Source organism: Roseobacter denitrificans OCh 114, from assembly GCF_000014045.1.
GTDB classification, from domain to species: domain Bacteria; phylum Pseudomonadota; class Alphaproteobacteria; order Rhodobacterales; family Rhodobacteraceae; genus Roseobacter; species Roseobacter denitrificans.
The window spans coordinates 3,429,376-3,454,369 of the sequence record NC_008209.1; the positions used below are offsets into that span (position 1 = coordinate 3,429,376).

At 57.6% G+C, this 24,994-nt stretch carries 21 protein-coding genes; 11 read left to right on the plus strand and 10 right to left on the minus strand.

Going from position 1 to position 24,994, the window contains the following annotated elements:
- Nucleotides 1-6: 6 nt before the first annotated feature.
- From RD1_RS16410 to RD1_RS16460, 10 genes are all read right to left on the minus strand, one after another.
- Nucleotides 7-810 (minus strand): phosphodiesterase, encoded by an 804-nt coding sequence (locus RD1_RS16410; RefSeq protein WP_011569661.1) that lies wholly within the window; start codon nucleotides 808-810, stop codon nucleotides 7-9.
- The gene (locus tag RD1_RS16415; protein ID WP_011569662.1) at nucleotides 807-1,616 is read right to left on the minus strand and encodes a carbohydrate ABC transporter permease; all 810 of its coding nucleotides are present in this window, start codon (nucleotides 1,614-1,616) and stop codon (nucleotides 807-809) included. The genes RD1_RS16410 and RD1_RS16415 overlap by 4 nt, the downstream gene beginning before the upstream one ends.
- Complete coding sequence (locus RD1_RS16420) at nucleotides 1,613-2,506, minus strand: carbohydrate ABC transporter permease (RefSeq protein ID WP_011569663.1); 894 nt, start codon at nucleotides 2,504-2,506, stop codon at nucleotides 1,613-1,615. Before RD1_RS16420 ends, RD1_RS16415 begins: the two co-directional genes overlap by 4 nt.
- A gap of 64 nt (nucleotides 2,507-2,570) precedes the next feature.
- Complete coding sequence (locus RD1_RS16425) at nucleotides 2,571-3,839, minus strand: ABC transporter substrate-binding protein (protein WP_011569664.1); 1,269 nt, start codon at nucleotides 3,837-3,839, stop codon at nucleotides 2,571-2,573.
- A gap of 47 nt (nucleotides 3,840-3,886) precedes the next feature.
- Nucleotides 3,887-4,906, minus strand: a complete 1,020-nt coding sequence (locus RD1_RS16430) for an ABC transporter ATP-binding protein (RefSeq protein ID WP_011569665.1) — start codon at nucleotides 4,904-4,906, stop codon at nucleotides 3,887-3,889.
- Nucleotides 4,903-5,682, minus strand: a complete 780-nt coding sequence (locus RD1_RS16435) for a DeoR/GlpR family DNA-binding transcription regulator (protein WP_011569666.1) — start codon at nucleotides 5,680-5,682, stop codon at nucleotides 4,903-4,905. The genes RD1_RS16430 and RD1_RS16435 overlap by 4 nt, the downstream gene beginning before the upstream one ends.
- 161 nt (nucleotides 5,683-5,843) lie before the next feature.
- Nucleotides 5,844-6,164: a hypothetical protein gene (locus RD1_RS16440; protein WP_011569667.1), complete on the minus strand. Its 321-nt coding sequence runs from the start codon at nucleotides 6,162-6,164 to the stop codon at nucleotides 5,844-5,846.
- 79 nt (nucleotides 6,165-6,243) lie between these two features.
- Nucleotides 6,244-6,522 carry a hypothetical protein gene (locus RD1_RS16445; RefSeq protein WP_011569668.1) on the minus strand — a complete coding sequence of 93 codons (279 nt, stop codon included), beginning with the start codon at nucleotides 6,520-6,522 and terminating at the stop codon, nucleotides 6,244-6,246.
- Nucleotides 6,523-7,357: 835 nt separating this feature from the next.
- Nucleotides 7,358-9,820: an ATP-binding protein gene (locus RD1_RS16455; protein ID WP_044033221.1), complete on the minus strand. Its 2,463-nt coding sequence runs from the start codon at nucleotides 9,818-9,820 to the stop codon at nucleotides 7,358-7,360.
- A 39-nt stretch (nucleotides 9,821-9,859) separates the two neighbouring features.
- Complete coding sequence (locus RD1_RS16460; protein WP_011569671.1) at nucleotides 9,860-10,354, minus strand: molybdopterin-dependent oxidoreductase; 495 nt, start codon at nucleotides 10,352-10,354, stop codon at nucleotides 9,860-9,862.
- A 264-nt stretch (nucleotides 10,355-10,618) separates the two neighbouring features.
- On the opposite strand from RD1_RS16460, the gene RD1_RS16465 reads away from it, so the two are divergent.
- From RD1_RS16465 to RD1_RS16515, 11 genes are all read left to right on the plus strand, one after another.
- Nucleotides 10,619-11,233: a response regulator transcription factor gene (locus RD1_RS16465; protein ID WP_011569672.1), complete on the plus strand. Its 615-nt coding sequence runs from the start codon at nucleotides 10,619-10,621 to the stop codon at nucleotides 11,231-11,233.
- Nucleotides 11,234-11,519: 286 nt separating this feature from the next.
- Nucleotides 11,520-11,960, plus strand: coding sequence for a hypothetical protein (locus RD1_RS16470; RefSeq protein ID WP_245897306.1), 441 nt, complete (start codon nucleotides 11,520-11,522; stop codon nucleotides 11,958-11,960).
- A 330-nt stretch (nucleotides 11,961-12,290) separates the two neighbouring features.
- On the plus strand, nucleotides 12,291-14,759 hold the full coding sequence (locus RD1_RS20485; RefSeq protein ID WP_171960004.1) for a methyl-accepting chemotaxis protein: 2,469 nt from the start codon (nucleotides 12,291-12,293) through the stop codon (nucleotides 14,757-14,759).
- 456 nt (nucleotides 14,760-15,215) lie between these two features.
- Nucleotides 15,216-16,178 (plus strand): helix-turn-helix domain-containing protein, encoded by a 963-nt coding sequence (locus RD1_RS16480; protein WP_011569675.1) that lies wholly within the window; start codon nucleotides 15,216-15,218, stop codon nucleotides 16,176-16,178.
- A gap of 87 nt (nucleotides 16,179-16,265) precedes the next feature.
- On the plus strand, nucleotides 16,266-18,293 hold the full coding sequence (locus tag RD1_RS16485) for a hydantoinase/oxoprolinase family protein (RefSeq protein ID WP_011569676.1): 2,028 nt from the start codon (nucleotides 16,266-16,268) through the stop codon (nucleotides 18,291-18,293).
- Between the two features lie 4 nt (nucleotides 18,294-18,297).
- On the plus strand, nucleotides 18,298-20,253 hold the full coding sequence (locus RD1_RS16490) for a hydantoinase B/oxoprolinase family protein (protein ID WP_011569677.1): 1,956 nt from the start codon (nucleotides 18,298-18,300) through the stop codon (nucleotides 20,251-20,253).
- A 106-nt stretch (nucleotides 20,254-20,359) separates the two neighbouring features.
- Nucleotides 20,360-21,088, plus strand: a complete 729-nt coding sequence (locus tag RD1_RS16495) for an ABC transporter ATP-binding protein (protein WP_011569679.1) — start codon at nucleotides 20,360-20,362, stop codon at nucleotides 21,086-21,088.
- Complete coding sequence (locus RD1_RS16500; RefSeq protein WP_011569680.1) at nucleotides 21,088-21,822, plus strand: ABC transporter ATP-binding protein; 735 nt, start codon at nucleotides 21,088-21,090, stop codon at nucleotides 21,820-21,822. The genes RD1_RS16495 and RD1_RS16500 overlap by 1 nt, the downstream gene beginning before the upstream one ends.
- Complete coding sequence (locus RD1_RS16505) at nucleotides 21,819-22,733, plus strand: branched-chain amino acid ABC transporter permease (protein WP_011569681.1); 915 nt, start codon at nucleotides 21,819-21,821, stop codon at nucleotides 22,731-22,733. The genes RD1_RS16500 and RD1_RS16505 overlap by 4 nt, the downstream gene beginning before the upstream one ends.
- Nucleotides 22,734-22,736: 3 nt before the next feature.
- Complete coding sequence (locus tag RD1_RS16510) at nucleotides 22,737-23,765, plus strand: branched-chain amino acid ABC transporter permease (RefSeq protein WP_011569682.1); 1,029 nt, start codon at nucleotides 22,737-22,739, stop codon at nucleotides 23,763-23,765.
- Between the two features lie 40 nt (nucleotides 23,766-23,805).
- Entirely contained in the window at nucleotides 23,806-24,975 is a 1,170-nt protein-coding gene (locus RD1_RS16515) for an ABC transporter substrate-binding protein (RefSeq protein WP_011569683.1), read from the plus strand.
- The last annotated feature ends 19 nt before the right edge of the window (nucleotides 24,976-24,994 follow it).

Consider the following 24,994-nt stretch of genomic DNA (forward strand, 5'->3'; position numbering starts at 1 on the left):
TTTCGTTCAGGGGGTGTCATCAAAAGGGAAGGGGCCTGCGCCAGCGACGGGCCCGATACGGATCGTTTGAAAGCCACCGTCCCAGCGATGCAAGAGGCAGCCGTCTTCTTGGTGCATATACCCCCGCGGGGCGTCAGGGCGACAGTCAAAGGCAAAGCTACTGCAGGGGGAGGGACAGGAGATCGCGATATGCCCGCCCACATCGCTGATCATCGTGCTGTGGATGTGACCGCACAGCAAGCGCAGCGGCCCTTGATAGCCCGCCACGATCTCGCTTAGCGCGTTTTTGTTGCTGAGCCCGATGGCGTCCATAAAGCCGATGCCGCAGAGAAAGGGCTGATGGTGCAGCGCCAGCAAGACCGGCGCGCCCTCTGCCTGCGACAGGGCGTCTGACAGAAACGACAGGCTCTCAGGCGCAAGCCTGCCCCCGCCCTGCCCCTCTACCAATGTATCAAGCCCAATCAGGTGGAGATCGCCAATGGACCGGACCCAGTTGAGCGGACCGGTCGGCGCAAACTGCTCGGCAAAGGCGGCACGCAAAGTCGCGCGCCCGTCGTGGTTGCCGGGGATCACATGGATGGGCAAACCCAGCGGGGCCACCAGCCTTTTGAACCGCTTATAGCTTTCGGCACTGCCATCGTCGCTCAGATCACCACTGACAAGCACCGCATCCACCGCGCCGATCTGATCGCGGATGCTGTTGATCCGCGCCACCAATCGTTCCAACGCATCCGCAGTATCCAGCCGCCCCGACACAAGCGCGCCCTCCGGCACGATATGGGTATCCGTGATGTGCAGGATCGTCGTCATTTGATCCCCGCGCGCAAAAATGCCTGAACGAACTGGCGCTGGAATATCAGGAAGGCGATCAGCAAGGGGGCTACCGACATGAGGGTGGCAGCAGAAATGATGCTGATATCAACGCCGTTTTCCGGCGCGCCAAAGATCGACAGGCCCACGGTCAGGGGCCGCGTATCGGGCGAATTGGTGACGATCAGCGGCCACAGGAAGTTGTTCCAATGGGTGGAGACAGAAACCAGCGCATAGGCCAGATAGGTCGGTTTTGCCAAAGGCACATAGACCCGCCACAAGATACCCAGCAGGCCACAGCCCTCGATGCGCGCGGCCTCGTGCAGCTCAATCGGGACCCCTTTGAACGCCTGCCGCATCAGAAAAATGCCGAACGCGCTGGCCATATAGGGCATGCCCACGCCCAGAATGGTGTCAAACAGCCCAAGGCGCGACACCATCGCATAGTTTTCCACGATCAGGACTTCGGGCAGGATAAAGAGCTGCATCAGCACCAGAATGAAGACGAAATCCTTGCCCGGAAACTGCAACTGCGCAAAGGCAAATCCGGCCAATGTGGTCAGGAAAAACTGCCCGATCAGGATCACGGTCACCAGCAGGAAGGTGTTGAGGAAATACTTCAACCACGGCGCCCCGGCCCATGCCACGCGAAAATTTTCCAGCGTCCAGGGGGAAAAGAGGTTCAGGTTGACCGCGTCAGACGTGGAATGCGTGGCCGCCCAGAAGGCAAAGAGCAAGGGCGCCACCCAGATGACAGCCAGCAGGATCGCCCCGAAACTGTCCATGAAGTTGCTCAGGCTCTTCATTGGTAATGCGTCCTTTTATCGAGGTAGCTGAACTTGATCGCCGCCACGATGGCCAGCACCACGATGACCATGATGGTCATGGCAGCCGCACTTGGCGCATCAAAGAAGGCAAAGGCCATTTCCCAAATGTAATAGAGCAGCAGTTTGGAGGCGTCCGACGGCCCGCCCTTGGTGAGAATGAACAAATGGTCGATCAGCTTGACCGAATTGATCAGCGCATTGACCGCAATGAACACTGTCGTGGGCATCAGGAGCGGCAACACGATACGCCGCGTATAGGTCCAGCGGCTCGCACCCTCAATGTCGGCGGCCTCCTTCAGATCCTCGGGGATTGTTTGCAAGGCGGCGAGGTAGAAGATCATGAAAAACCCCGCCTCTTTCCAGATCGTCACGATGATGATCGCCCACAGGGCGGTTTCCGGTTGCCCCAGCCAGTTCACCGACGGCAGACCAAACAGGCTGCCGATCTGATCCAGCACGCCAAGGCCAGGGGTGTAGAAGAACAGCCACAGGTTTGCGGCTGCAATCATCGGCAGGACGGTCGGCGTAAAATAGGCGGTGCGCACAAAACCGCGCGCGCGGATTTTTCCGTTTGCCCACAGCGCCATGGCCAGCGCAATGCCCATCGACACCGGGATCGTGACCCCGGCGTAGATCAGGTTGTTCTTGACCACGAGCCAGAAGGTCGGATCGGCAAAAAGGTCAGTGTAGTTTTCAAGACCCACATATTCGACGGGTTTGCGGCGTGTGCCGCGTGAAAACAGGCTCGTCCAAAGAGTTGCAATGCTTGGATAAAAGGCAAAGGCAGAGAGCAGCACGAGTGCCGGAGACAACAACAGCCAGCCGTAAATGGCCTGCCTGCGACGTTCGAGGGTGGCATGTTCTGACATCGTGCCGCTCCGCCTTGGGACAGCTCGGGCCGATGCGTTTCATGCACCGGCCCGACCGGAGTTGTTATTGGTAGTCGCGCAGCAAACGCTCGGCGGCGGCTTGCGCCTCGGCCAGTGCATCGGCCGGTTCCTTCGCGCCGGTCAATGCAGACTGGATCGCGTTGTTCAGACCATCGCGCACGCGGGCCGTCTCGAAGGTCGAGAACTCGGCCACGGCGTTTTCCAGCTGGTTGCGCGCAACCAGTGCAGGCGGGAATTCTTCCGTATAGGTCTTGAGCGCTTCGGTCTCATAGGCGGCAGGTGACACACCCATGTAGCCTGTCCCGATGGACCATGCTGCCGCCTGCTCGGGCGCGGTCATGAACTGTATCAGCTTCAGGGCCGCCGCACGCTCTTCGTCCGTTGTGTCCTTGAACAGGTAGAAATTGCCGCCCCCCGTGGGCGACCCCTTGCGCACATTCGCAGGCAATTCGGCCACACCAAAATCAAAGCTCGCGCCATTCTTTACCGCCGTCAGGTTGCCGGTCGAATGCCACATCATGGCCGTTTGCCCCTCAAGGAAGGCCTGACGCAATGTGCCCCATTCGACAGTGCCCGTCGGCATGATGCCATGCTCGGTGGAGAGTGACTTCCAGAACTCCAGCGTTTCCACAACGGTCGGATCATCGAAATAGGTGGTCAGACCATCGCCCGACATCACCTCTTTGCCGTTCTGTATCGCCAGCGCCTGAAACATCCAATAGGGATAGCCAGTGGACGGGATCATCAGCCCGTAGGTGTTATCATTCGTCAGGGCCTTGCCCATCTCGATCATCTCATCCCAGGTGGCGGGAGGTGCTTCGGGATCAAGTCCCGCAGCACGGAACATATCCTTGTTGTAATAGGCCACGATGGTGGATCGCTGGAACGGGATGCCCCATGTCTGCCCTTCGATTTTGCCATTGGCCATCAGTGCCGGGTAAAAGCTGTTCAGCCATACCTGATCCGCCTCGGTTGTGGCGACCTCTTCGAACGGGATGATGAGTTCCTGCTCGATCAGGTCATAGGCGTCGATGGAAAACATCACCGCAAGCTGCGCAGGCTCGCCGGATGCAAGGGCGGACAAGGCGCGCACACGCGTGTCATCATAATTACCCGAATAGATCGCGTTGACCTTGATGTCCGGGTTTGCGGCCTCGAAATCCGCAACAATGCCGTCCACCACTTCGGTCAACGCTCCGCCGACCGCTATCGGGTAATACATCGTCAATTCAGTCTCTGCCGTTGCTGGCACGGCAAGCCCCGCCGCCATGGCCGTGGCCAATCCCAGCCCTGTTGTCGAAAAGTGTCTCATTGTTCTCTCCCTTGATTTTACTGGTGAATTTCGCCGCCCAGCAGGTGTTACCCCGCCAGCCGATGGCCTGCCGCGTCAAAAACGTGCAGGTTTTCGTCGTCAAACGTGATGTCGATTTCGCGGCCCTCCGCCATCATCGAGAGTCCAGGCTTCAGCACGCACAAACCCGAGGCATCTGCATGATCCAGACCGATCAGGGTCTCTGCCCCCAGAAACTCGCTTTCACTGACCCTGCATTGCATCCGGCCTTGCCCTTTTGGCACGATCTGGATGTTTTCCGCCCTGATCCCAATGGTCTTATCCGTGCCAAAACCGCTGAAAACATGCGACGCGATCAAGGCCATGGGGGGCGCGCCGACAAATTCCGCGACAAAGGTGTTCTTTGGTCTGCTATAGAGGTCTTCGGGCGCGCCGACCTGCTGGATATGGCCATCCTTCATCAGGACGACGGTGTCGGCCATGCTCATGGCTTCGGTCTGATCGTGGGTGACGTATACAACCGTGATGCCCAGATCACGCTGCAGTTTCTTGATGTCCTTGCGCACCGCGTTGCGCAGCTTTGCATCAAGGTTCGACAGAGGTTCATCCATCAGACACAGCCGTTGCCCCGCCACAATCGCGCGCGCCAAGGCGACGCGCTGGCGCTGGCCGCCGGATAATTCGCCCGGTCTGCGGCCCTCAAGCCCAAGCAGCCCGGTGATTTCCAGCGCGCGGTGCAGTTTCTCCTGCCGCTCCTTCTTGGGCACGCGCCGCACCTTCAGACCGAAGACCACATTCTCGGCAACCGACAGATGCGGAAACAGCGCGTAAGACTGAAAGACCATCGACAGGTTCCGGTCAGACGCAGCACTGGTCGTGACATCCCGGCCGTCAATCCATATCTTGCCCTCATCAGGCAGTTCCAGCCCGGCCAGCAAGCGCAGCGTCGTCGACTTGCCACACCCCGACGGGCCGAGCAGCGCAGTAAAGCTGCCCTGCGCGATATCAAGGCTGATCGCTTCCACCCCAAGCTGACCATTCCAGCGTTTTGCCACGCCATCGAGTTTCACAAACGGTGATGTCGTCATGCCTCATCCCCTCCTGCCACAATCAGCTTGTCGTTGATCCGGGTCAGCAACGGCTCAAATGCATCGCCTGGCCGACGATCCGTGATGATCTGATCCATGTCTGCAATATTGTCCCCCAAGGCCGGCGCTTGCCGCCCGAATTTCAGCCAATCGACGACCAGCAAGGCCTGTTGCGCGTTTTCCCGGATGACTTGACGCGCGCGTACTTCGGTCGGGAAAAAGTCGAGCAGCCCGCCATCCTCCGCAATACCGGCCACGCCGAAGACCGCATATTCCGCCCTGAAGCGTGCGAAGAAATCCAGCACCTCATTGCCCAGAATATCCCGATCAGGCAGGCGCATTTCCCCGCCCGGTATCAGGATACGGTTTGAGACTTCCTCGCTTAGCGCCATGGCAGCGCTGAGGTTATTGGTGATGACTGTCAGCCCTTTGCGCCGGCGCAGCGATTTTGCCACGCGCAAGGGGGTCGAGCCGATGGAAATAAAGAGGGTTGAATCGTCCGGGATCAGATCCGCCGCGGCCTCGCCAATCACCTGCTTGCCGGGGTTGTTTGTCGCTGTGCGCTGATCAAACGGTGTGTTCAGGAACTCGCGGCTCAGCTCAATGCGGCCATGTCGCCGGTGCAGCATTTCCCCTTCGCACAGCGCATCCACATCGCGGCGGATCGTTTGCATGGAAACGTCAAACCGCTCAGCCAGAGACCCGACGGCAACCGCGCCCCGCTCAAGCACAAGCTCCGAAATCGCCGCCCGCCGTTTGCGCTTCTTCGATGACATCCCGCCTCCCCAAGCTGGCTCCCTGACGACGCTAGAACAAAGAAACCAACAAAACAACATTTACGGCAAGTATATTTGTGAATTTTTTGTGACAAACGCCCACTTAGGCAACATTACGTTTCTCACTCCATATTCATTATGTTGGTTTGTTGTTTTTTGCCTCACCCAGCCCCTTGCCTTTGGATCGCTTCAAGCATCGCCCCGCATAGCACGTTCGGGAGAATGACGCCTTCCCCGACCAGCGTGCACAGATCGGTCGACAACAAAGCCGCCATTTGCTGCGGGTCATCGGCATTTGCAGCCGTCAGGGCCTTGGTCGCCTTTCCCTCATAGGGGCTGGCGTAGAAGGTTGTGACGCTGCGCAGCGGGTTCGCCGCAGGCCAGCCGTCGCTCAATGCCTGAAACATGGACAAAGCCAGAGTATTCACCCCAACCGGAAAACGGACCTCGGGGCCGTGGCCCCATTCAAGCGGTGACGCCAATTGGGATCACTGTCGTGGTTTTAACGATCAATCTTCGCTCTGCTCCTGCAGGTGTTAACGGCGCATGGTGTACCGTTTCTTAATAGGTCAGACACAATGCAATGGCCCGTCGTTTTAGAAAACAAAAGGGTTGCGGCGCGGTCATGGCTTGTCGCCGCACACCGGTCAAAACACCCGCCACATCCAGTCCCCTCCCGCTATCGCCGTTGATTGCTACGTCAGATGCGGGCAGCAGGTCCATCGGCAGTGGTGCGATGAACCCGGCGGCAATGACGCGCGCGGGCGCGACGTTTAACGCCGTGGCAGCGCCGATCTGTTCGCCCCGTCCGGCATTGATCAACACCACCGTTTCCGGCATCGACAAAGCCGCGCTCAGGTAACAGGCTGTTGCTGCCCGCCTGATATCTGCGCAGTCTTGCGATGCAGCAGCGGTTCAAGCGCCATCAGATCTGCTCCGCGTGCGAGCGATGCGACACGCGCGGTTTTTACATACCATGGCGATGTTGCTTTGATCCGCAGGCTGCAGGTAACGTCGTTGCCCCGTATCAGGATTTTGACATCGCCGATCGTGCCTGACCCAAATTCACAGTTGGTCGCCACGCCCTTTGTCTGGTCGACACAAGTCATGCGCATGAAAGCGTTGGGTTTGAAATTGCTGGCACCCGCAAGGCCGGGATCGCCAAAGTGCCCGCAAATGAAGCGTCCACCGGCTCATGGAAGCCTCCGATTTTGCAGAAATTCACGGTTCCCTGCGTTTGTCACTGATTTGCCACGCCCAGTAATGTTGTAACATTGCTGCATCGGGTTTTTGTGGGTATGCGCAGCCACGCATGCGCCGTTGTGTCCACATCCGGAAACACGATCCTACCGTCAGAGAGCATTGCACCGCGCGTCCAGACCAGATCCGCGATCTTGCACCGTCGCACGGCTGCAAGAAAAAAATTTTCTGGGATCTACACACAGCAGATCCGCGTCAGCACCATGGTTGGCGATCACAGGAAATCATACATGAGCACTAATCCGAACACTCAATCACAACGCTTAAGGCAACACATTTCTTACCGACGCGCTTGCTGACGCAGGCGGCGGCCGTTTGAGCAGGAATGTCGACTATGACGTTCACGCATTTGCCCTGCGGCGCGCAAGGAGTCGTTGTTTGATCATAACAGGCTGAAAAAGCGAACCCTTTTAGGTCAGGCTTTGCCAGAGGTCTCAAAAAGATGCTCTTTCAGCTCATCCCAAGCCTCTGTCTCGCAATGCTCGATGGTTTGCAGACGCGCGTGTGTCGCACTTTGCCCCAGAATCGCGGCTGATCCGCTCAGTTTATGCGCCTTACTCCGGGCTTCATCTGTCAAGGCGGCGAGGCCGGCAAGCTCGTGGTGCAGTTCATTCAACTCGGTTTCGAAAGTTGTCAGAGCCTTGCGATACTCCGCCTCACCAAATTGCGCCCTGAAGTTGGCCCCGGCGGTTTCGAGGCGCGAAACTGACGTTGTCCCGGTGTCCTGCGCCAAAACGGACGCCAGCTTGGCCTCGATCTCCCGCGGGTGAACGGGCTTGACCAAGAGATCAAGAAACGACGCCTGCATGATCGCATTGTGATCTTTGGGGGCGGCATGGGCCGTAACCGCAATGGCTGGCAGATTGCGCCAGTCCACCGGCAACTGGCGTATGCGATGCAGGGTTTCGATCCCGTCGATCCCCGGCATGCTGATGTCCAGAAAGACGATATCAAAGCGCTCTTGCGAAATATGTTTTATCGCCTCAAAGCCATCGGCCGCTTCTTCCACCCGTAGCCCCGCCCCAAGCAGCATTTCACGGAGGATCATCCGGTTGATGTCATTGTCATCCACCACAAGGGCGCGATGCGCATAGGATTGGCTGTCCGCTGTTTTGGATGAGACATGCGTGCCCAAGTGCGGCTCAACCTGCGCCACAGGCAGAGGAACGCGCAAGGTAAACAAACTGCCCTCGCCCAACAGGCTCTCTGCCTCCAATGTGCCGCCCATGCCCTCCACGAGGCGCTTGGTGATGGCCAGGCCCAATCCGGTGCCCGTATTCTGCCGGGCATAGGCTGTGTCGATTGTCACAAACTCATCAAAGATGCGGTCCATGTTTTCCGGTGCGATACCAACGCCGGTGTCTGACACGCGGATTTCCACAAGGTCGCCGCCGTTCAACCGCTCAGCCTCGACCGAGACGCGGCCGTCGGCTGTGAATTTGATGGCGTTTCCGAGGAGATTCACCAGACACTGTTGCAGCGCGCGTTTCGCCCCGGTGACAGTTTTCAGATCGTCCGAAAGACGGGTCAGCAACAACCGGTTGCCCCGCGCCTCGGCATTGGCCATGAGGCTTTCTGTGACTTGCTGCAACAGGCCGGCAAGGTCGAAATTTACCTTCTCTCGACGCGGCGCGTCTTTCTCCAGACTGGAAAGGTCAAGCACATCGTTAACGTGTGACAAAAGCAATTCACCGGACACGGAGATCGAATTCAAAAGCCGTTTTTGACGGTCGTCAAACCTTTCCTTATCAAGCAAGGCAAGTGACCCGAGAATGCCGTTCAGCGGGGTGCGCATCTCGTGGCTCATGACGGTCAGAAGATCGGACTTGGCCTTTTCGCCCTCCTGCGCCTTGTCTCTGGCGGCGCGCACCTGAGCCTCTGTCTCCAGTTCGCGCGTAATGTCGCGCAGAAAAGACACGAAAACCCGCTCGCCGTTCACTTCGGACAACGAGATCGACAGTTCAACCGGAAAAACCTCACCGGATTTCCGCAAACCGTCCAGCCGGACACGGCCTGCGCCGACAATCTTTCGCTTACCGGTTTCAAGAAAACGCGCCATTCCCTTGCGGTGCATCTCGCGCATGTGTTGCGGCACGATCATGTCGGCCATGTCACCGCCCAACGCCTCAGCGCGGGAATAGCCGAACACCGTTTCCGCCGCACCGTTGAAATCCATGATCCTGCCGTTCGTATCAACGACCAGAACCGCATCAAGCGACGATGCTAGCGTGACTTCAAAGCGGGACCGCATGACCAGATTTTCGTGAGCGGCTTGCTGCCTTCGACGGTGCACCTTGAGCAGTGTCGCCAGCGCGAACAAAAGAAACAAAATCAGGCCAAAGATGGAAGCGGCCAGTTTCACAAGTGTCTGCGAGAGTGCCGCGCGGCGCATGGCATCTTCTTTTGCGAAAACCTGAATGCCCGCCAACGAAAGGTCCCTGACCTGCGGGCGCAAGTCCTCCACCCGCCGCTGGACATCAGGAAGTGCGGCGCGCAGACCCGCATCCGGACCGTCAACGATCGGTGTGACTTCATCCATGAAGCCGGCGATCGCCGCCAAACCGACCTGCGCGTCAGGTTCTTTGCTGATCACGTTGTAAAACGCGCTTTGCGTCAAGGTTCTGACACGACTGTAGTAAATGTCATAGCGTTTGCGAAACACCGAAAGGTCGCTGTCATGGCCGTGAACCGCGTTATGGGCCGCGCTGTTGAGGTTGAGCGTTTCGATCTCAAGCTGCGACATGTTCCAGTTGATGTCATCATGGCGCGCTGTGGACAGGGCATCCAGATCGCTTACCACGGTGCGCCCGAGGTAGGTGATAAAGGTGACACCCACGCCCAGCAAACACACGAACAAAATGATCGAAATCCGACCCATCACTGGCGGCGTAACTCGATTGGCTGTGACATCGTCAATCTACTCTTCTTTAATGATCTCAATACGATCAAGTTGCCAGATGCTGCGGGAGTAATACTCTTCAGATTTGTAGATCTGCTTATCATCAAACGGATATATGACCCAAAGCGGACCTTTGTCGCGAATCGACATTTCCGCGCCGTTTTGCGTATAGGCCACAATCGGACCACCGGCGACTGCGTCTGTGACAGGTATGGATACCGCATAATCATTGAGCGCGACCGCACGTATCGTACTGCCTGTCGCGCCGACATGCGCCAGCAGATCCGCCAGCGAAACACCTTCGAAGGTCTGGCTGCCGGTTGTCCAGATTGTGGTTGTTTCGATGCTGGACGCAGGCAGTTGCCTCAGTTCCGCCATGTCGAAGGTCCATGCATCCCCGCCCTCTGGCTGCGAGACCGCGCCGGTAACGGTGAGAACGATGTCATCCGCCAAGACGGGGGCGGCAAGTGACAGTGACAAAACGAGCGCTGCAGAGCGAAGGGGGGCAAACATGAAAGTGTCTCCTTTAAGGGATGAGATGGCGCGGCATTTATATGGCATACCCGCGCTGCACCCATGTTACGCAGGGGGTCAGCCCGCTATACTTTCGTACAGTGAAAATAAACAAAAGTCCGTTAACACTCTGCTGAATGCTATGCCTTAAGACGTAAAAGCATAGTGACAGGTCACACCTCGGCAAAAAGACGTTGCACGGGCGCGCCCGGCCTTTTCAGTTGTGCTATGTGGTGCGAAAGATGAAGTAAGCAGGTAGTGGAAATGCGTATTCTATTGGCAGACGATCATGGGTTGGTCCGCGACACGATCTCGGCCTACCTCGAAACCGAAGGGCGTGCAGCGGTCATCGCTGTCCAAGACTATGGCGAGGCTATGAAAACGCTGCGCAGCAAAGGCCCCTTTGATCTGGTTCTGCTGGACTTTGGCATGCCCGGAATGAACGGGTTGGACGGGTTGTCCGAGGCGATCAAGTCTCACCCCAATCAGCCGTTTGCGATCCTGAGCGGCACGGCCCCGAACCGCATTGCACAACAAGCCGTGGCGCGTGGCGCAATCGGATATCTGCCCAAGTCGATGGGCGCAAAATCACTGGTCAACGCGGTAAGGTTCATGATCGCGGGGGAAACATATGTGCCCGCATCCCTCCTTGGAGAAAGCGGCGAGACAGGCGAAACCGAGTTCACAAAAAAGCTGAGCAGGCGCGAAAAGCAGGTGTTGAGCGGCCTGTGCAACGGCAAATCCAACAAGGAGATCGCCCGCGATTTGGACCTGCAGGAAGTCACGATCAAATTGCATGTGCGCACCCTGTGCAAGAAGCTCGACGCAAAGAACCGCACACAGGCCGCCATGATCGCGCGAAACGCGGGCTTTGAATAGGCGACACTGTCCAGCGCCCGGCCTTTCGAACACCACCTATCCTTTCGGTCACACGCCCCCCCTTTTTTGTGCGCGTCCCACCCCTTCGCATGCGGGCAGGACCGTGTCTGTGACGCTAGCTACCGGCTCAGTTGAACTTTAGTCACCAGTCATGGAGTCCACGATGATTACCCCCGAGCGCTCGAATAGCGGCAACCCCTGTTTGATCGTAAACTGCGCTTTGCTGCTTTGCACTTTAACCGTTGCTTTCGCCACAAGCCTGTTCGTGATTTCGCAGGCTTCTGCAGTGACCCATGCGCAAACGCCGGTGCCGCCGCAGGTGCAGCCAGATAACCAGATCACCCACCTGTTGCACGAGGCAAAGAATGAGCTGGACGAAAAAGACAGGGCCTTGGAAGCGCTGCGCGACCAGCTCACCAACGGATATGTCGTGGCAAAGGACATCGACGTCACACAGAGCGACAAAGCCTATTGGCTGTCCGAGCCCAAATTGATGCTGGGGGTCAGCCGTCTTTCCGGTGGCAGCCTGCTGATCAGCTTCGCGGATCAACAGGAGATCATCTCCATCGGCGAACGTATCGACTTCAAGGTCGATGACTGCGACTGCTTCCTGCTCCTGAAATCAAGCACGTTTGGACATGCCAGTTTTCGATACGCCTGCACACCCACGACGCAGGAACCAATCCGAAATGTGCAGGACAGATTCATCGACGCAAAGCTCAACTGAACCTTGAATGCGCATTGCGGGCGCGCGCCGGCAGTGCCGCGCACATCTGGGCAATCGGGACGGACCAAGCGAATGGCACAAAGCATGCCATATGCGGCGGGTGGCATCGCCCATCCTGTTGATACCAAGAGATATTTTATCGAAAAACCGAGCATCTGATTGGTAATATGCACCAGTCGAGATGCCATTTAGGAGAATTTAATAACGGCATGGGACAAAGGAATCTGTCTGTGATTCCCGAAGGATTGATCCATGAACCCATCGACTGACGCGCCCAAATCGACCAAAGGGTCTTTCATCCACTCCATCTACTTCAAATGCATGCTTCTCGTGGCCTTTGCCTGTACGATTGTTGGTGCCACGCTGACCTATCGTTCGCTGCAGGCAGCGGATGATTTGGCAAGAGACTCCATCATTAAATTCAGGGGCCAGACATTGGTTCAAATCGCCGACCGCCTCGCCCCGGCGATCCAATTTAATAACCTGTTTGGTGTGGGCAATATCATGTCGGAAACCATCGCCGGCATGGGCGAAAGTGTTGCCGGTGGAATCGTGCTGGGCGCGGATGGTACGGTCTTGATCGAAGAGATGCGGGATGGAAACTCGTCAGCGGCCTTGTTGGAAGCCGCGCGTCAGGCGCTCGCGGCGGGGGAGGTCACAACCAACCTCGAACGGCTGGTTGTGGCACGTCCCATTTTTATGGGCGAGGATCAGCAGTTGAAGGGCGTCGTTGCTTTGGACTGGCAGTCCGAAATCCTCTATGCAGTTGTCGAGGAAAAGAACAGGCTCGCATTGATGATCGCCTTTTCGCTCACGATCGCAATGTTGGTAGTTTCCGCTTTTGTGATGCGGCGGGTCGTGGCGCAGCCAATGAAAGACATCGCATCATCTACGCAGAAAATCGCCGATGGTGACTATGAAAGTGATGTCACGCAGTTCAAGGCTGGGAACGAGATTCAACCCGTGTCAGCAGCCCTGAGCGAGTTCCGCAACACGCTTCAGGCATCAGAGAATAACCGCAAGGACGCCGCAATGAAAAGCACTGCGCTTGACGCAGGCTCCGCGGCAATCATGATCGCGGACGCCGATTTCAAGGTGGTGTATGCGTCCCGCGCCGTGCTGGAACTGCTTAAGCTGCATCGGGGCGTCATTGAATCCCGCATCTCCGGATTTGACCCGGACAATATCGTGGGCCAATCAATTGATATATTCCATAAAAAGCCGGATATGCAGCGCAACATGCTGGGGGCATTGGGGCCCAATGGTCACGAAGCGAACTTGGAAATGGACGACATCACACTAGAGTTGAAGATTTCCAGGATTGACTCGGAAGATGGCGAACGGATCGGTTACATCGTCGAATGGGCAGATGTGACGCAACAGCACCTGAATGCCGCCGTGCTTGACTCGCTGAATGAAAACCAGGCGCGCGCGGAATTCGACAAGGATGGCCGCCTCGTGGATGCAAACGAACAATTCCGCGACCTGCTCGGCGCTCAGTCATCAGCGTTGGATTGCAATTTCTCGCAAACCGTATTTGTCGAAGAAAATCCAGCCGATCCCAGCAAAGCCATGTTCGGCGAGATCCGGATCGAGGGTCATGGAAAGGTCTCTCACCTTCTGGGTGGGCTCAGCCCCGTGACCTACACGAACGGCGATCTCAAGCGCACCGTGCTGATTGCCGCTGATGTAACGAAGGAAAAGAGTGAGAAAGAGGCAGCAGAAGCGGAACGTGAACGCCTGCAGCGCGATCAGGATGCAATGATTGCATCTCTGAGTGACGCCCTTTCAGAGCTTGCCAACGGCGATTTGACAGTGCGGATCAAGGAAGCGTTTGCAGGGTCGAATGATCGCATTCGTCAGGACTTCAACACGGCAATCGAACGTCTTGATGAAGCGATTGACTCCGTTGTCGGCGGGGCGATTGAGATCAACACGGAAGTGGCAAGTGTTGCAAGTGCCGCTACCGAACTGAGCAAACGCACGGAAAGCCAGGCAGCAACCCTTGAAGAAACGGCGGCAGCCATTTCTGAAATCAACGCTTCTGTAAGCAGTTCTGCTCAGAATGCCAAAAGCGCAAATGAAGTTGTAGGTGGCGCACAAAGCGAGGCGCAGGCCTCGGGAAAAATTGTCAACGAAGCGGTTGACGCGATGGGGCGAATTGAAAAGAGTTCGACGGAAATCTCTTCGATCGTCAAGGTCATCGACGACATCGCCTTCCAGACAAACCTGCTGGCCCTCAACGCCGGTGTCGAGGCGGCTCGAGCAGGTGACGCGGGGCGTGGTTTCGCTGTTGTGGCCTCTGAAGTCCGTACACTTGCGCAACGCTCGTCAGAAGCGGCCAGCGAGATCGGTGCACTCATTGCGACATCAACCGAAAACGTGGAGGTCGGCGTCGATCTGGTCGGAAAAACGGGAAATGCGCTGGAGCAGATCATCGCTTCCATTACACATATCTCGGAGTTCGTTTCGCAGATTTCAGCCGCCTCACAGGAGCAATCATCCGGCATCGCAGAGATCGACACTGCCATGTCTCAACTCGACAAGGTCACACAAGAAAATGCCGCGATGTTCGAAGAAACCACAGCTGCATCTCAGAACCTATCGAGAGTTGCAACGGACTTGACAGGCCAGGTACAGCGCTTCTCCACGCAATCCCAGTCTGGCAAGCAAAAGGAAAACATCGCGGAGTTTGTCCCGCGCGAGACACAAACACCGCCGCAGCCCCGAACCAACAAAGCCGTGGCCGCGGGATCGGGTGGTGGTGCCGCACCTGTTACTGGCTGGGAGGAGTTTTAATGCGCGAAACGCTCACAGTTCAAGAGCAACCTACCCGCGCATCAGTGGAGTTCAAAAGCAGCGATTTTTCGATAACTCAGGCACGATTGGCCTCCCACGGCATTGGGTCATTAAGGTCACTTCTGAAGTTCGGCGAACCCTGCAGGATTCGGTAAGTGATTCCCCCTTGTTCAGGCTTTTTGATACCGTCACTTCGCCTCATGGCCTGTGGATTATGCCGAATTCTTCAATCGGAAGTGGCGTATCCTGTTTGATCAGCCGACACCGCTCACATGATACAAGCATGAAAAAAAATGATTTTTGTCGCTTCGTTCTGCATGCGCCTGCGCATTCACCTCTATGTTGGCTTGCCGCGCTGGGTCGTACAAGAATTTGTGCGTTTTTTACCAAAGGGCCTCCCGACTTCGGTGATATAACCTGTTTCGTGACAGGTGATGTGTGTCGGGAGGACATATAGTGAGATCCAAGAACGAAAGTGCAGTAAAGCGATTGACGGCCACGCAATGGCAAGAGGCTGTGTCGGACACGTTCTTTCCTCTTGAGACGACGATGGCCGAGGGAGAAACCTTTGCCGGTGCCATGAACACATGGAACCTCGGGATCGTGGGATTGTCGCACATGCGTTGTGACGGAATTCTCTACAAGCGGCACAAGCGGCACTTTCTGGACGAGGTGGACAGCAGCCTGCTCATCACAATTCCCCGTTTGGGCAATGTCGGCTTCAATCAGAACGCCCGACAAGCGAATTGTTCGCCGGGAGAGTTTCTGGTCGAACGGGGCGATCTGCCGTATGAATTCTGGCATGAGCAGACCAACGAGTTGTTGGTGCTCAAAGTCTCTTCGGAAAGTGTCCGGGCGCGCATCGGACCCACCGACCGTCTTGCTGCGCTGAGCTTTGACGGCACGGCAGGCGTGGCAAGTTACTTCCTCGATGTGGTTAAGACCACGGCAGAACACGTCGACCTGCTTGACGAGGCTGCGCGTTCTGCCGCGGGCAAGCACATTCTGGATCTTTTGTGCCTTGCAATCCGCAAGGATGATCGCGTGCTGGACAGCAATACATCCACGATCCGTGCGGCCCACTTACACCGCGCCGAACAGTTCATTCGCAACAATCTGAGCAATGAAAACCTCTCTTCCAGCCTTGTGGCCGAGGCCTGCAATGTCTCGCTGCGCTATCTTCAGCAATTGTTTCTGGATGCGGACAAGTCGATCTCCGGCTTCATTCGTGAAAAGCGATTGATCCGTGCGCGCGAGGATCTTTGCGTCGAGGGGACGATAACGATTGCCGAGATTGCCCACCGCTGGGGATTCTCGGACCAATCCCAGTTCAACAAAGCCTATCGTGCGCAATTTGGCTGCACACCAACCGAAACGCGCAGATCGGCGCAGCAGGTCCAAGGGGCTGCTTCACCGTAAACCAACCTTAACAAACGGAAACCTCTCATTGGGTCGGCCTGCGCCGACACCATTGTGATGCCTTGTTGTCTTTTGAAGGATGAAAGAATGAAAAATACCAGAGTAGCTGTGGATGTGGGCGGAACGTTTACCGACGTTTGCATCATGGATGAAACCACAGGTGCGATCCGCATCGAAAAGACGTCATCCACCCCGGATGATCCAATGGTCGCCATCCTCAACGGGATTGATCAGGGCGGCATCGACCTCAGTGAGGTGTCGATGTTCTCGCATGGTACAACCGTTGCCACCAATGCGCTGATCACACGAAATCTGGCGCGCTCCGCAATGATTTGCACCGAAGGTTTTCGCGATGTGGTCGAGATACGCCGCGCCAACAAGGAGGACCTTTGGGACACATACAAGGACGTCGCCAAACCCTACATCCCGCGCCGTGATCGACTGACCGTAAGGGAATGTGTCGATGCGAATGGCACCGTGCTGGAAAAGCTGGACGAGGAAGAAGCACTGCGCATCGCGAACATTCTGAAAAAGCGCAAAGTCGCTTCGGTCGCGGTCTGCTTCATGAACTCCTACACCAACGGCGCGAATGAAGAGCGGATGCGTGACATTCTGCTCAGCGTGATGCCGGATGTGCCTGTTTCCATCTCTTCGCAGGTATTGCCGGAGATCTTTGAACACGAGCGGTTTTCCACCACGATGGCAAATGCGGTCGTCTCGCCTTCGGTCGTCGATTATGTGGAACGGCTTGAGGGCAAGCTGTCTGACGGAGGATATGAGCGTGACCTGCTGCTGCTGCACACAGGCGGCGGCGTGATGACGCCTGCAAGTGTCAAGGACTTCGCGGCCCGACTTGCCGGGTCAGGCATCGCGGCGGGGGCAATTGCCAGCCGTTTCATTGGCAACCTTTGTGGGTTTGACAACTCCATCGGCTTTGACATGGGCGGTACAAGCACCGACGTCTCGCTGGTCTACGAGGGCAAGTCACGGGTCACGAAAGACTGGTACATCGAATACGGCTACCCGATCCGGTTCCCGTCCATCGAAGTGCTGACCATCGGTGCAGGTGGCGGGTCGCTGGCATGGAAAGACGAAGGCGGTTCGCTGCGCAACGGTCCGCAGTCTGCGGGCGCGTTCCCGGGGCCGGCGTGCTACAAGAACGGCAATGAGGTCGCGACGAACACGGACGCGAATGTTGTTCTGGGCCGCCTTGGCACCTCACTGGCAGGTGGCAAGATTACCCTTGATCCCGCTCTGGCCGAAGCCTCGGTCAGAGAGACCGTGGCAGAGCCGTTCGGCATGGAACTGCACGAAGCCGCAGAAGCCATTGTTGCGGTTGCCAACGCAAATATGGCCAACGCCGTGCGTTTGCTGTCCATCAGCCGGGGCTATGACCCGCGCGACTTCGCACTTGTGGCCTTCGGCGGTGCGGGCGCCTTGCACGGCGCGGCGATCGCCAGGGAACTGTCGATTCCGACTGTCATTATCCCGCCAAATCCGGGCGTGACTTCGGCTTTGGGCTGCTTGCTCGTGGACATCCAGCACGATTTCTCCGACAGCTTCATGGCCGCAGCGGCAGACACCAAGCCAGAGGATGTGGAGGCTGCTTTTGAACGTCTGGAAGCCATGGCCGCAGAGCGACTGAAGCATGAAGGCGTGGCACCCAAGGACATTGTCATGCAGCGCACCGTCGAGATGATGTATCAGGGTCAGTGGCGTGCTCTGGCAGTTGCCGCCCCTTCCAAGGTCACGGACATCGACTCGCTGATTGATGCTTTCCACAACGAGCATCAGCGGGAATTCAACTTCCGTCGTGATGATGCGCCGGTGTCGATTTTCCGGGTGGGGCTGACCGCAACGGGCATGGTGCCCAAGGCGGAGCTGCAATCCCACGAGGTCAAGAAAAACACACCAACAACCGACAATACGCGCGACGTCTGGTTTGACGGCAAGGCCCACACCGCGATGATTTTCGAGCGTGATGATCTGACCGCCGGGGCAACATTCGACGGTCCCGCGATTGTCGAGCAGTTTGACTCAACCACCGTGATTCCGCCGAACACGACTGCTGAAGTCGACAAATACATGAACATTCTCATCCGAGTTCAGGAGTAAAATCATGAGTGATTCAAAAGCCCTAGACCCCGTCACGTTTGAAGTTCTCAAGAACTCATTCATCACCTCGGTCGACCAGATGGCCGAGCAGATGTTGCGTACCTGCTATTCCTTCGTGATCTACAATCGCGATTTTTCCAACGCGTTGCATGACGCCGAAGGCAACTCGGTCGCGCAAGGCAACGATGATATCGCCGTGCATGTGGGCACGCTGCATTTCACTTGTAAGGACGTCATTCGCGTCTTCAAGGGCGATATGATGCCGGGGGATGTCTACGCGATCAATGACCCCTACGCGGGCGGTACGCATTTCAGCGATGTCCGTTTGGTGCGGCCGATTTTTGACGAAGACGAACTGATCGGCTTCTCGCAGTCCAACGGCCATTGGTCCGATTTGGGGGGGTCTGTTCCCGGCTCGTTCGACGTGACGGCCAGGGATATGTTCCGTGAAGCGGTGCGTATTACCCCGGTCCGCCTGTTCCGCGCGGGCGATTTTTGCTCGGACGTGGCGAACCTGATTGCCAACAACACCCGCGACCCTGCGTCGATCATCGGTGATATCCACTCGCAGGCCCAGGCGACGCAGGTGGCAGAGCGCGAAATCCTGCGGCTGGTGCGCAAATATGGCCGCGCGCAAGTGACCCAGGGTATGAACGAAGTGCAGGATTACGTCGAACGCGCTGTGCGCCAGCGGATCGCTGCGCTGCCGGATGGCACATGGGAGTCGGTGGATTACATTGACCGGGACCCTGCCGCGGGCGAGGGAATGATCCCGATCCACATCAAGATGACGATCAAGGGCGATCAGATCTTCTATGATTTCTCGGGCAGCCATCCGACAATCGGGTCGATGTACAACTCCGCACCGGGCGCGACCTTCTCGGCGGTGGTGGCTGGGATGAAAACCTTCTTCCCCGACCTGCCACTCAACAGCGGTTTCTATCGGATGATCTCTGTCGAGGCACCGGAGAATTCTGTCGTCAGCGCCCAGTGGCCTGTCGCGGTCACGGGCTTCCTGATGCCGTTTGAGAAGATCATGAATTCGGTCTTTGAAATGTGGTCCCAGATCATGCCCGAACGTGCCATCGCCTGCGCATTCAATCTGGAATACCTGCTGGCAGGCGGCACCGACAAGCGCCGCGACGAAGATTCCACTTTCATGTTCTATGAATGGCTTCCCGGTGGATGGGGAGGTCGCCGTGGCAAGGATGGCAGCGATGTTACAACGGCATGTTTCGGCACCGGCCTGATGTCTCAGCCCAATGAAGGCAATGAACGGGTCAATCCAACCCGCACGCTGGAATTCCAGATCAAACAAGACAGCGCGGGTCCGGGCAAGTGGCGCGGTGGGGCTGGGGTGCAGAAAACATCTCTGCTGCTGGAAAGCGAAAAATCGGTCATGTCCTATGTCTGTGACCGAGAGCGTGCCGTTGTCTGGGGCGTCGAGGGGGGGCTGCCGTCCATGCCCCATGGTCTGACGATCAAACGGGCTGGCTCTGACACGTCGGAATGGCTTGGCTCCGTCTTCTCGGACTTTCCCATGTATTCGGGGGATGAGTTCGCGCGGCCCACGGCGGGCGGCGGCGGCTTTGGGGATCCGCTGGAACGCGCCCCCGAAATGGTGCTCGAAGATGTCATCGACGAATATGTCTCTGTGGACCGGGCGGCCAAGGACTACGGAGTCGTCATCAAGGAGATAGACCGCGATCTGCTGTCTTATGAGATTGACGAAGAAGCCACGGCCGAGCTGCGCGCCCATATCCGCGCAAACCGCAAGGACTGGGCCCGCTCCGATCCGGCAGAGGTGTCAAAGCTCTACAAGAGCGGTGAGATCGACGCGATGGACGCCGTCCGACGCTATGCCGTGATCCTCGATTGGGAGACGGGCGAGCCTCTGCCCAAGACCATCGAGCAATTCCGCGAGAGCTTTGAACGCCGCAGCCTCGCGCATTGGTCGTGATCTCATAGATCGGCTTGCGGCTGTCCGTTCAGGCTGGCCGCAAGCCACGTAGTTGCATCTGCGCGCCGCAGCATCGGCGACGCACCAACCACGAAGGATAGAATTGTTGTCACTGGAACTAAGGTCCATCAACGTTGCATTTGGCGGCTTCAAAGCCATCGATGATGTGACGATTTCCCTCAAGAAGGCAGAAATCGCAGGGTTGATCGGCCCAAACGGTGCCGGCAAAACCACATGTGTGAACGTGATCACCGGGTTTCAGGACCCCAGTTCCGGTACGGTCACGCTGGATGGTGAAAGCATCACCGGGAAAGCACCGCATGACATCCGACGCCGGGGTCTTGCGCGCACCTTTCAGGCAGGCCGCCTGTTCACGGGACTTGATGTGCTCGACAACCTCGCGGTGACGGGCGTTGGTCTTGGGCATTCGCGCCGCGCGTCCGAAGATGAGGCGATGCGTCTGCTTGACTGGATGGGCGTTGCGCATCTGGCCGAACTTCCCGCTGCCGGCCTGCCCTATACTGACGAGCGCCGCGTGGGCATTGCGCGTGCACTGATGTTTGCACCGGATTTTCTACTTCTCGATGAACCGGCTGCAGGCATGTCCGAAAAGGAAGCGGACGATCTCGCCCGGATCATCAGACGCATCGCAGACGAGCTTGAATGCGGCGTTTTGCTGATTGAGCACAATGTCGGCCTCGTGCTGTCACTGTCCAATCACGTCTATGTTCTGGATGCGGGCAAGATTATCGAAGAGGGCGACAAGGCGGCAATTCTGGGCAGTCAGGCCGTGCGCGAAGCCTATCTGGGCGCTGACCAGATGGAGGACGCGTAATGTCTAAGCTGGGCATATTCGATGTCGCTGTCAGATATGGCAAAGTGCCGGCCCTGTCAGACGTCTCCTTCACCGTCGATGAAGGTGAGCGGCTTTTCATCTCCGGGCCCAATGGTGCGGGCAAGTCGTCGCTTCTCAAAGCAATATGCGGTGCTGTACCTACGACCCACGGGCGGATCGAAGTGGATGGCGATCTGCTCAATGGACGGTCCCCGGAAATGATCGCGCGTCTCGGGCTGACGATGGTTCCGGAGGGCAGAGAGATTTTCGGGACCCTCACGGTTGAGGAAAACCTGCGCGTCGGCACGGGCATTCGCCGCGACACCGCAGCAATTGAAACGGACATCGAAGACGTCTACGGCAGTTTCCCCATTCTGGGCGAGCGGCGTAACGCGAATGCCGGTGCACTGTCAGGGGGTCAACAACAAATGCTGGCCATCGGGCGTGGCCTGATGACCAATCCCAAGCTGATGCTGGTGGATGAGCCGTCCTTGGGGCTTGCCCCGAATATCGTCGACCAGGTCTATGAAACGCTGGTCAGACTGCAGAATGAACGGGGTCTCACTCTGATCATCGTGGAGCAAAGCTCGGCCCGCGCCGCCCGCGTCGGCGGGCGCATGGTGCTATTGCGCGGTGGGAATGTGGTCGGCGACGGCGATGCCGGGAAATTCGCGGAAAGTGATCTGCTCAAGGAAGCCTATTTCGGTCAGGACCAATCAGAGGATCCGTCATGAACGCCACGCCACAACTGCTTTTTGACGCCCTCAGCCTTGGTGGCATCTACGCGATGGCCGCACTTGGGATCGCGCTGATTTTCGGCGTGATGAAGCTGGTGAACTTCGCGCATGGGCAATACATTGCCTTTTGCGTCTTTGCCTTGATCGTCCCGTCAACGGACGCTGTCGCAGTCATGTTTCTGGGCAAGGCCCCCGCGATCATCCTGATCCCGGTATTGCTGTTGATCGGTGCCGCCATAGCCGTGGCGTCCGAATTATTTGTTTTCCGTCACATGCGCAATGCGACGCCCGTGGCGATGATGGTTTCATCATTTGCGCTCGGCTTCGTCATCCAGAATACGCTGCTGCTGATCTATAGCAGCCGCCCCAAGGCGGTCAGCCTTTGGCCAGAGTTGAACCAGCCGGTCAGTATCATCGGTGCCTCGATCCCGCTTTTGCAGATCATCGTTATCTTTACCACTCTGCTGGTCGTTGTGACGCTGGCTTTGCTGCTCAAACGCACGCGGATCGGGCTGGAAATGCGCGCCGCGGCGGAGAACTTTACCATGGCGCGGCTGCTCGGTGTAAGGGCCAATGTCGTCATCACCGGTGCCTTTGCCCTGTCAGGTGCGCTGGCTGCGGCTGTTGCGCTGATCATGGTCACCCAAACCGGCGTCGCAGATATCCGGATGGGCGGCCAGATCATGCTGGTGGCCTTTATCGCCACGGTGATCGGCGGCTTGGGCAGCTTGCCGGGAGCGGTTGCGGCAGGCTTTCTGATCGGTGCAGCTTCGGTGGTTTTGCAAGGGTTTCTCCCGCTTGAGGCGCGCCCGTTTCGCGATGCGTTTCTCTACACGCTCGTGATTGTCAGCCTGCTGCTGAAACCCGACGGCCTCTTTGCGCCCCGATCCACCAAGCCGAGAGTGTAACCCATGGCCCAGACACATAAACAAAAGCGTCTCAGCGCATGGTCAACGCCGATCCTGCTGATAGCCATTCTGGCGGTGTTCACTCTACTGGTCACGTTGCTGGGCGATAATTCACTTGCCCGCATGGCGGCGCAGACCCTGATCCGTGTCACCTTTGTCGTGGGGCTGTGGATTTTCGTCGGCAACTCCGGCATCGTCAGTTTTGGCCATGCAGGCTATATGGCCGTCGGGGCCTATTGCTCTGCGTGGTTGACACTCAGACCGCAGATGAAGGGGATGTTCCTGCCCGACCTGTGGCCATTTCTGGCCACGGCAGAATGGTCGGTATTTCCAGCGGCAGTTGTGTCCGGCCTGCTCGCAGCCTTTATCGCGCTGCTCTCCGGTGCTGCCATTCTGCGGCTGTCAGGCATCGCTGCGTCCATCGCAACATTCGCCTTTCTTGCGATTGTCTACACGGTCTATTCCAGTTGGGAGGGCGTGACCGGGGCGACATCCTCTGTCGTTGGCCTGACGCGATACGCAGATCAATGGGTCACGCTTGGCTGGGCCAGCGCGACTATTCTGGCCGCGGCGTGGTACGCAAACTCCGCCTCTGGCCTTGCGCTGCGCGCCAGCCGGGAAGACGAGGTTGCCGCAGATGCAAGTGGCATCAACATGTACCGCCACCGCCTGATCGCGCTTGTGGTCTCTGCCTTCTTTGCAGGTGTGGCCGGGGCATTATTCGGCCACTCCTTGGGCGTTCTGAACCCCAACAGCTTTTATCTTGGCGTCACCTTCATCACGCTCGCCATGCTGGTCGTAGGTGGGATTGGCAGCCTGACGGGCGCTGTCATGGGCGTGCTTGTTCTTTCGATCATCATCGAAGCCCTCGTGCGCATGGAACGCGGCATGGAGATCGGTGAAGCGACATTCGCACTGCCGACAGGCGCTCAGGAAATCATCATCGGGGTCATCATGATCCTTGTTCTCATTCTGCGTCCCACCGGGCTGACAGGGGGGCGTGAACTCCGTCTGCGGATCGGTGGTCGCTGACGGGGAAACAACAACACCAACACTCAACGGGAGAAGACATATGAAACACCTTTTGACGGCCACGACACTGGCACTCAGCCTTGGCACAACGGCGATCGCAGATGAAATCACGATCGGCTTTGCAATCGCAAAGTCCGGCTGGGTCGAAGCCTACGACGCGCCCGCAGTGGCAGCCGCGCGCATCCGCATTGACGAAATCAACGCAGCAGGCGGTCTGCTGGGCAAGCAGATCAGATGGATCGAAGCCGACACGAAAAGCGATCAGGCGCAATCTGCAAGCGCAGGCCTACAGATGGTGGACGAAGGTGCAGACATGTTGATCGTGTCCTGTGACTACGACTTCGGCGCGCCTGCGGCTTTGGCGGCTGAAGGAGCTGGGCTCAACTCCTTCTTCCTGTGTGCCGAAGACATCAAGGCGGGCATTCAGGGCGTTGGCCCCAACAGTTTCTCGGCCTCCGTTCTCGCAGCCGTTCAGGGCGCGACGGTTGCGGAATGGTCCGTGCAGGAGCGCGATGCCAAAACCGGCTACGTGCTTCTGGATACGACCATTGAATATAACAAGGGCATCTGCACCGGCTTTGACTGGATGTTCCCCAAGGCAGGGGGCGAGATTGTGGGCACCGACACTTTCCTGAACGGTGACGCCTCAATTGCGAGCCAGATCACCCGCATCAAAAGCCTCGCTGAGGAGCCGGACGTGATCATGCTGTGTTCCTACATTCCGGGTGCGGCCTCTGCCGTGCGTCAGATCCGGGCTGCCGGGATCAATTCGACGATCCTCAATGGTTCTGCGGTGGACGGTTCTTACTGGCTTGACGCGGCGCCTGATCTGTCGAACTTCATCGTACCCGTTCAGGGGTCCATCTATGGCGATGACACACGCCCTGCCGTGAACGCGCTTCGCGATGCATTTGAGGCGGCAACAGGCGCAGGCCCGTCCAGCACCTATGCCTATCCGGGTTACCTGCTGATTGATCTGTGGGCAAAGGCGGTTGAACGCGCCGGCACCGTCGAGGCATCGGCTGTAACCGCTGAACTGGAAAAAATGGACAACGAGCCAACGGCCTTTGGTCCGCGCAGCTTCTCGGATCAACTCCACCACCAGAATACGGCAGAGATGCAGATCGTGGAAATCACCAATGGCAAGCCGGGCGTGATTGGCAGCTTCACGATCAGCGAGCCTGTGCCGCTGGATGTGCTGTTGAAGTAGAGTCCGTTTTCCATGGTCA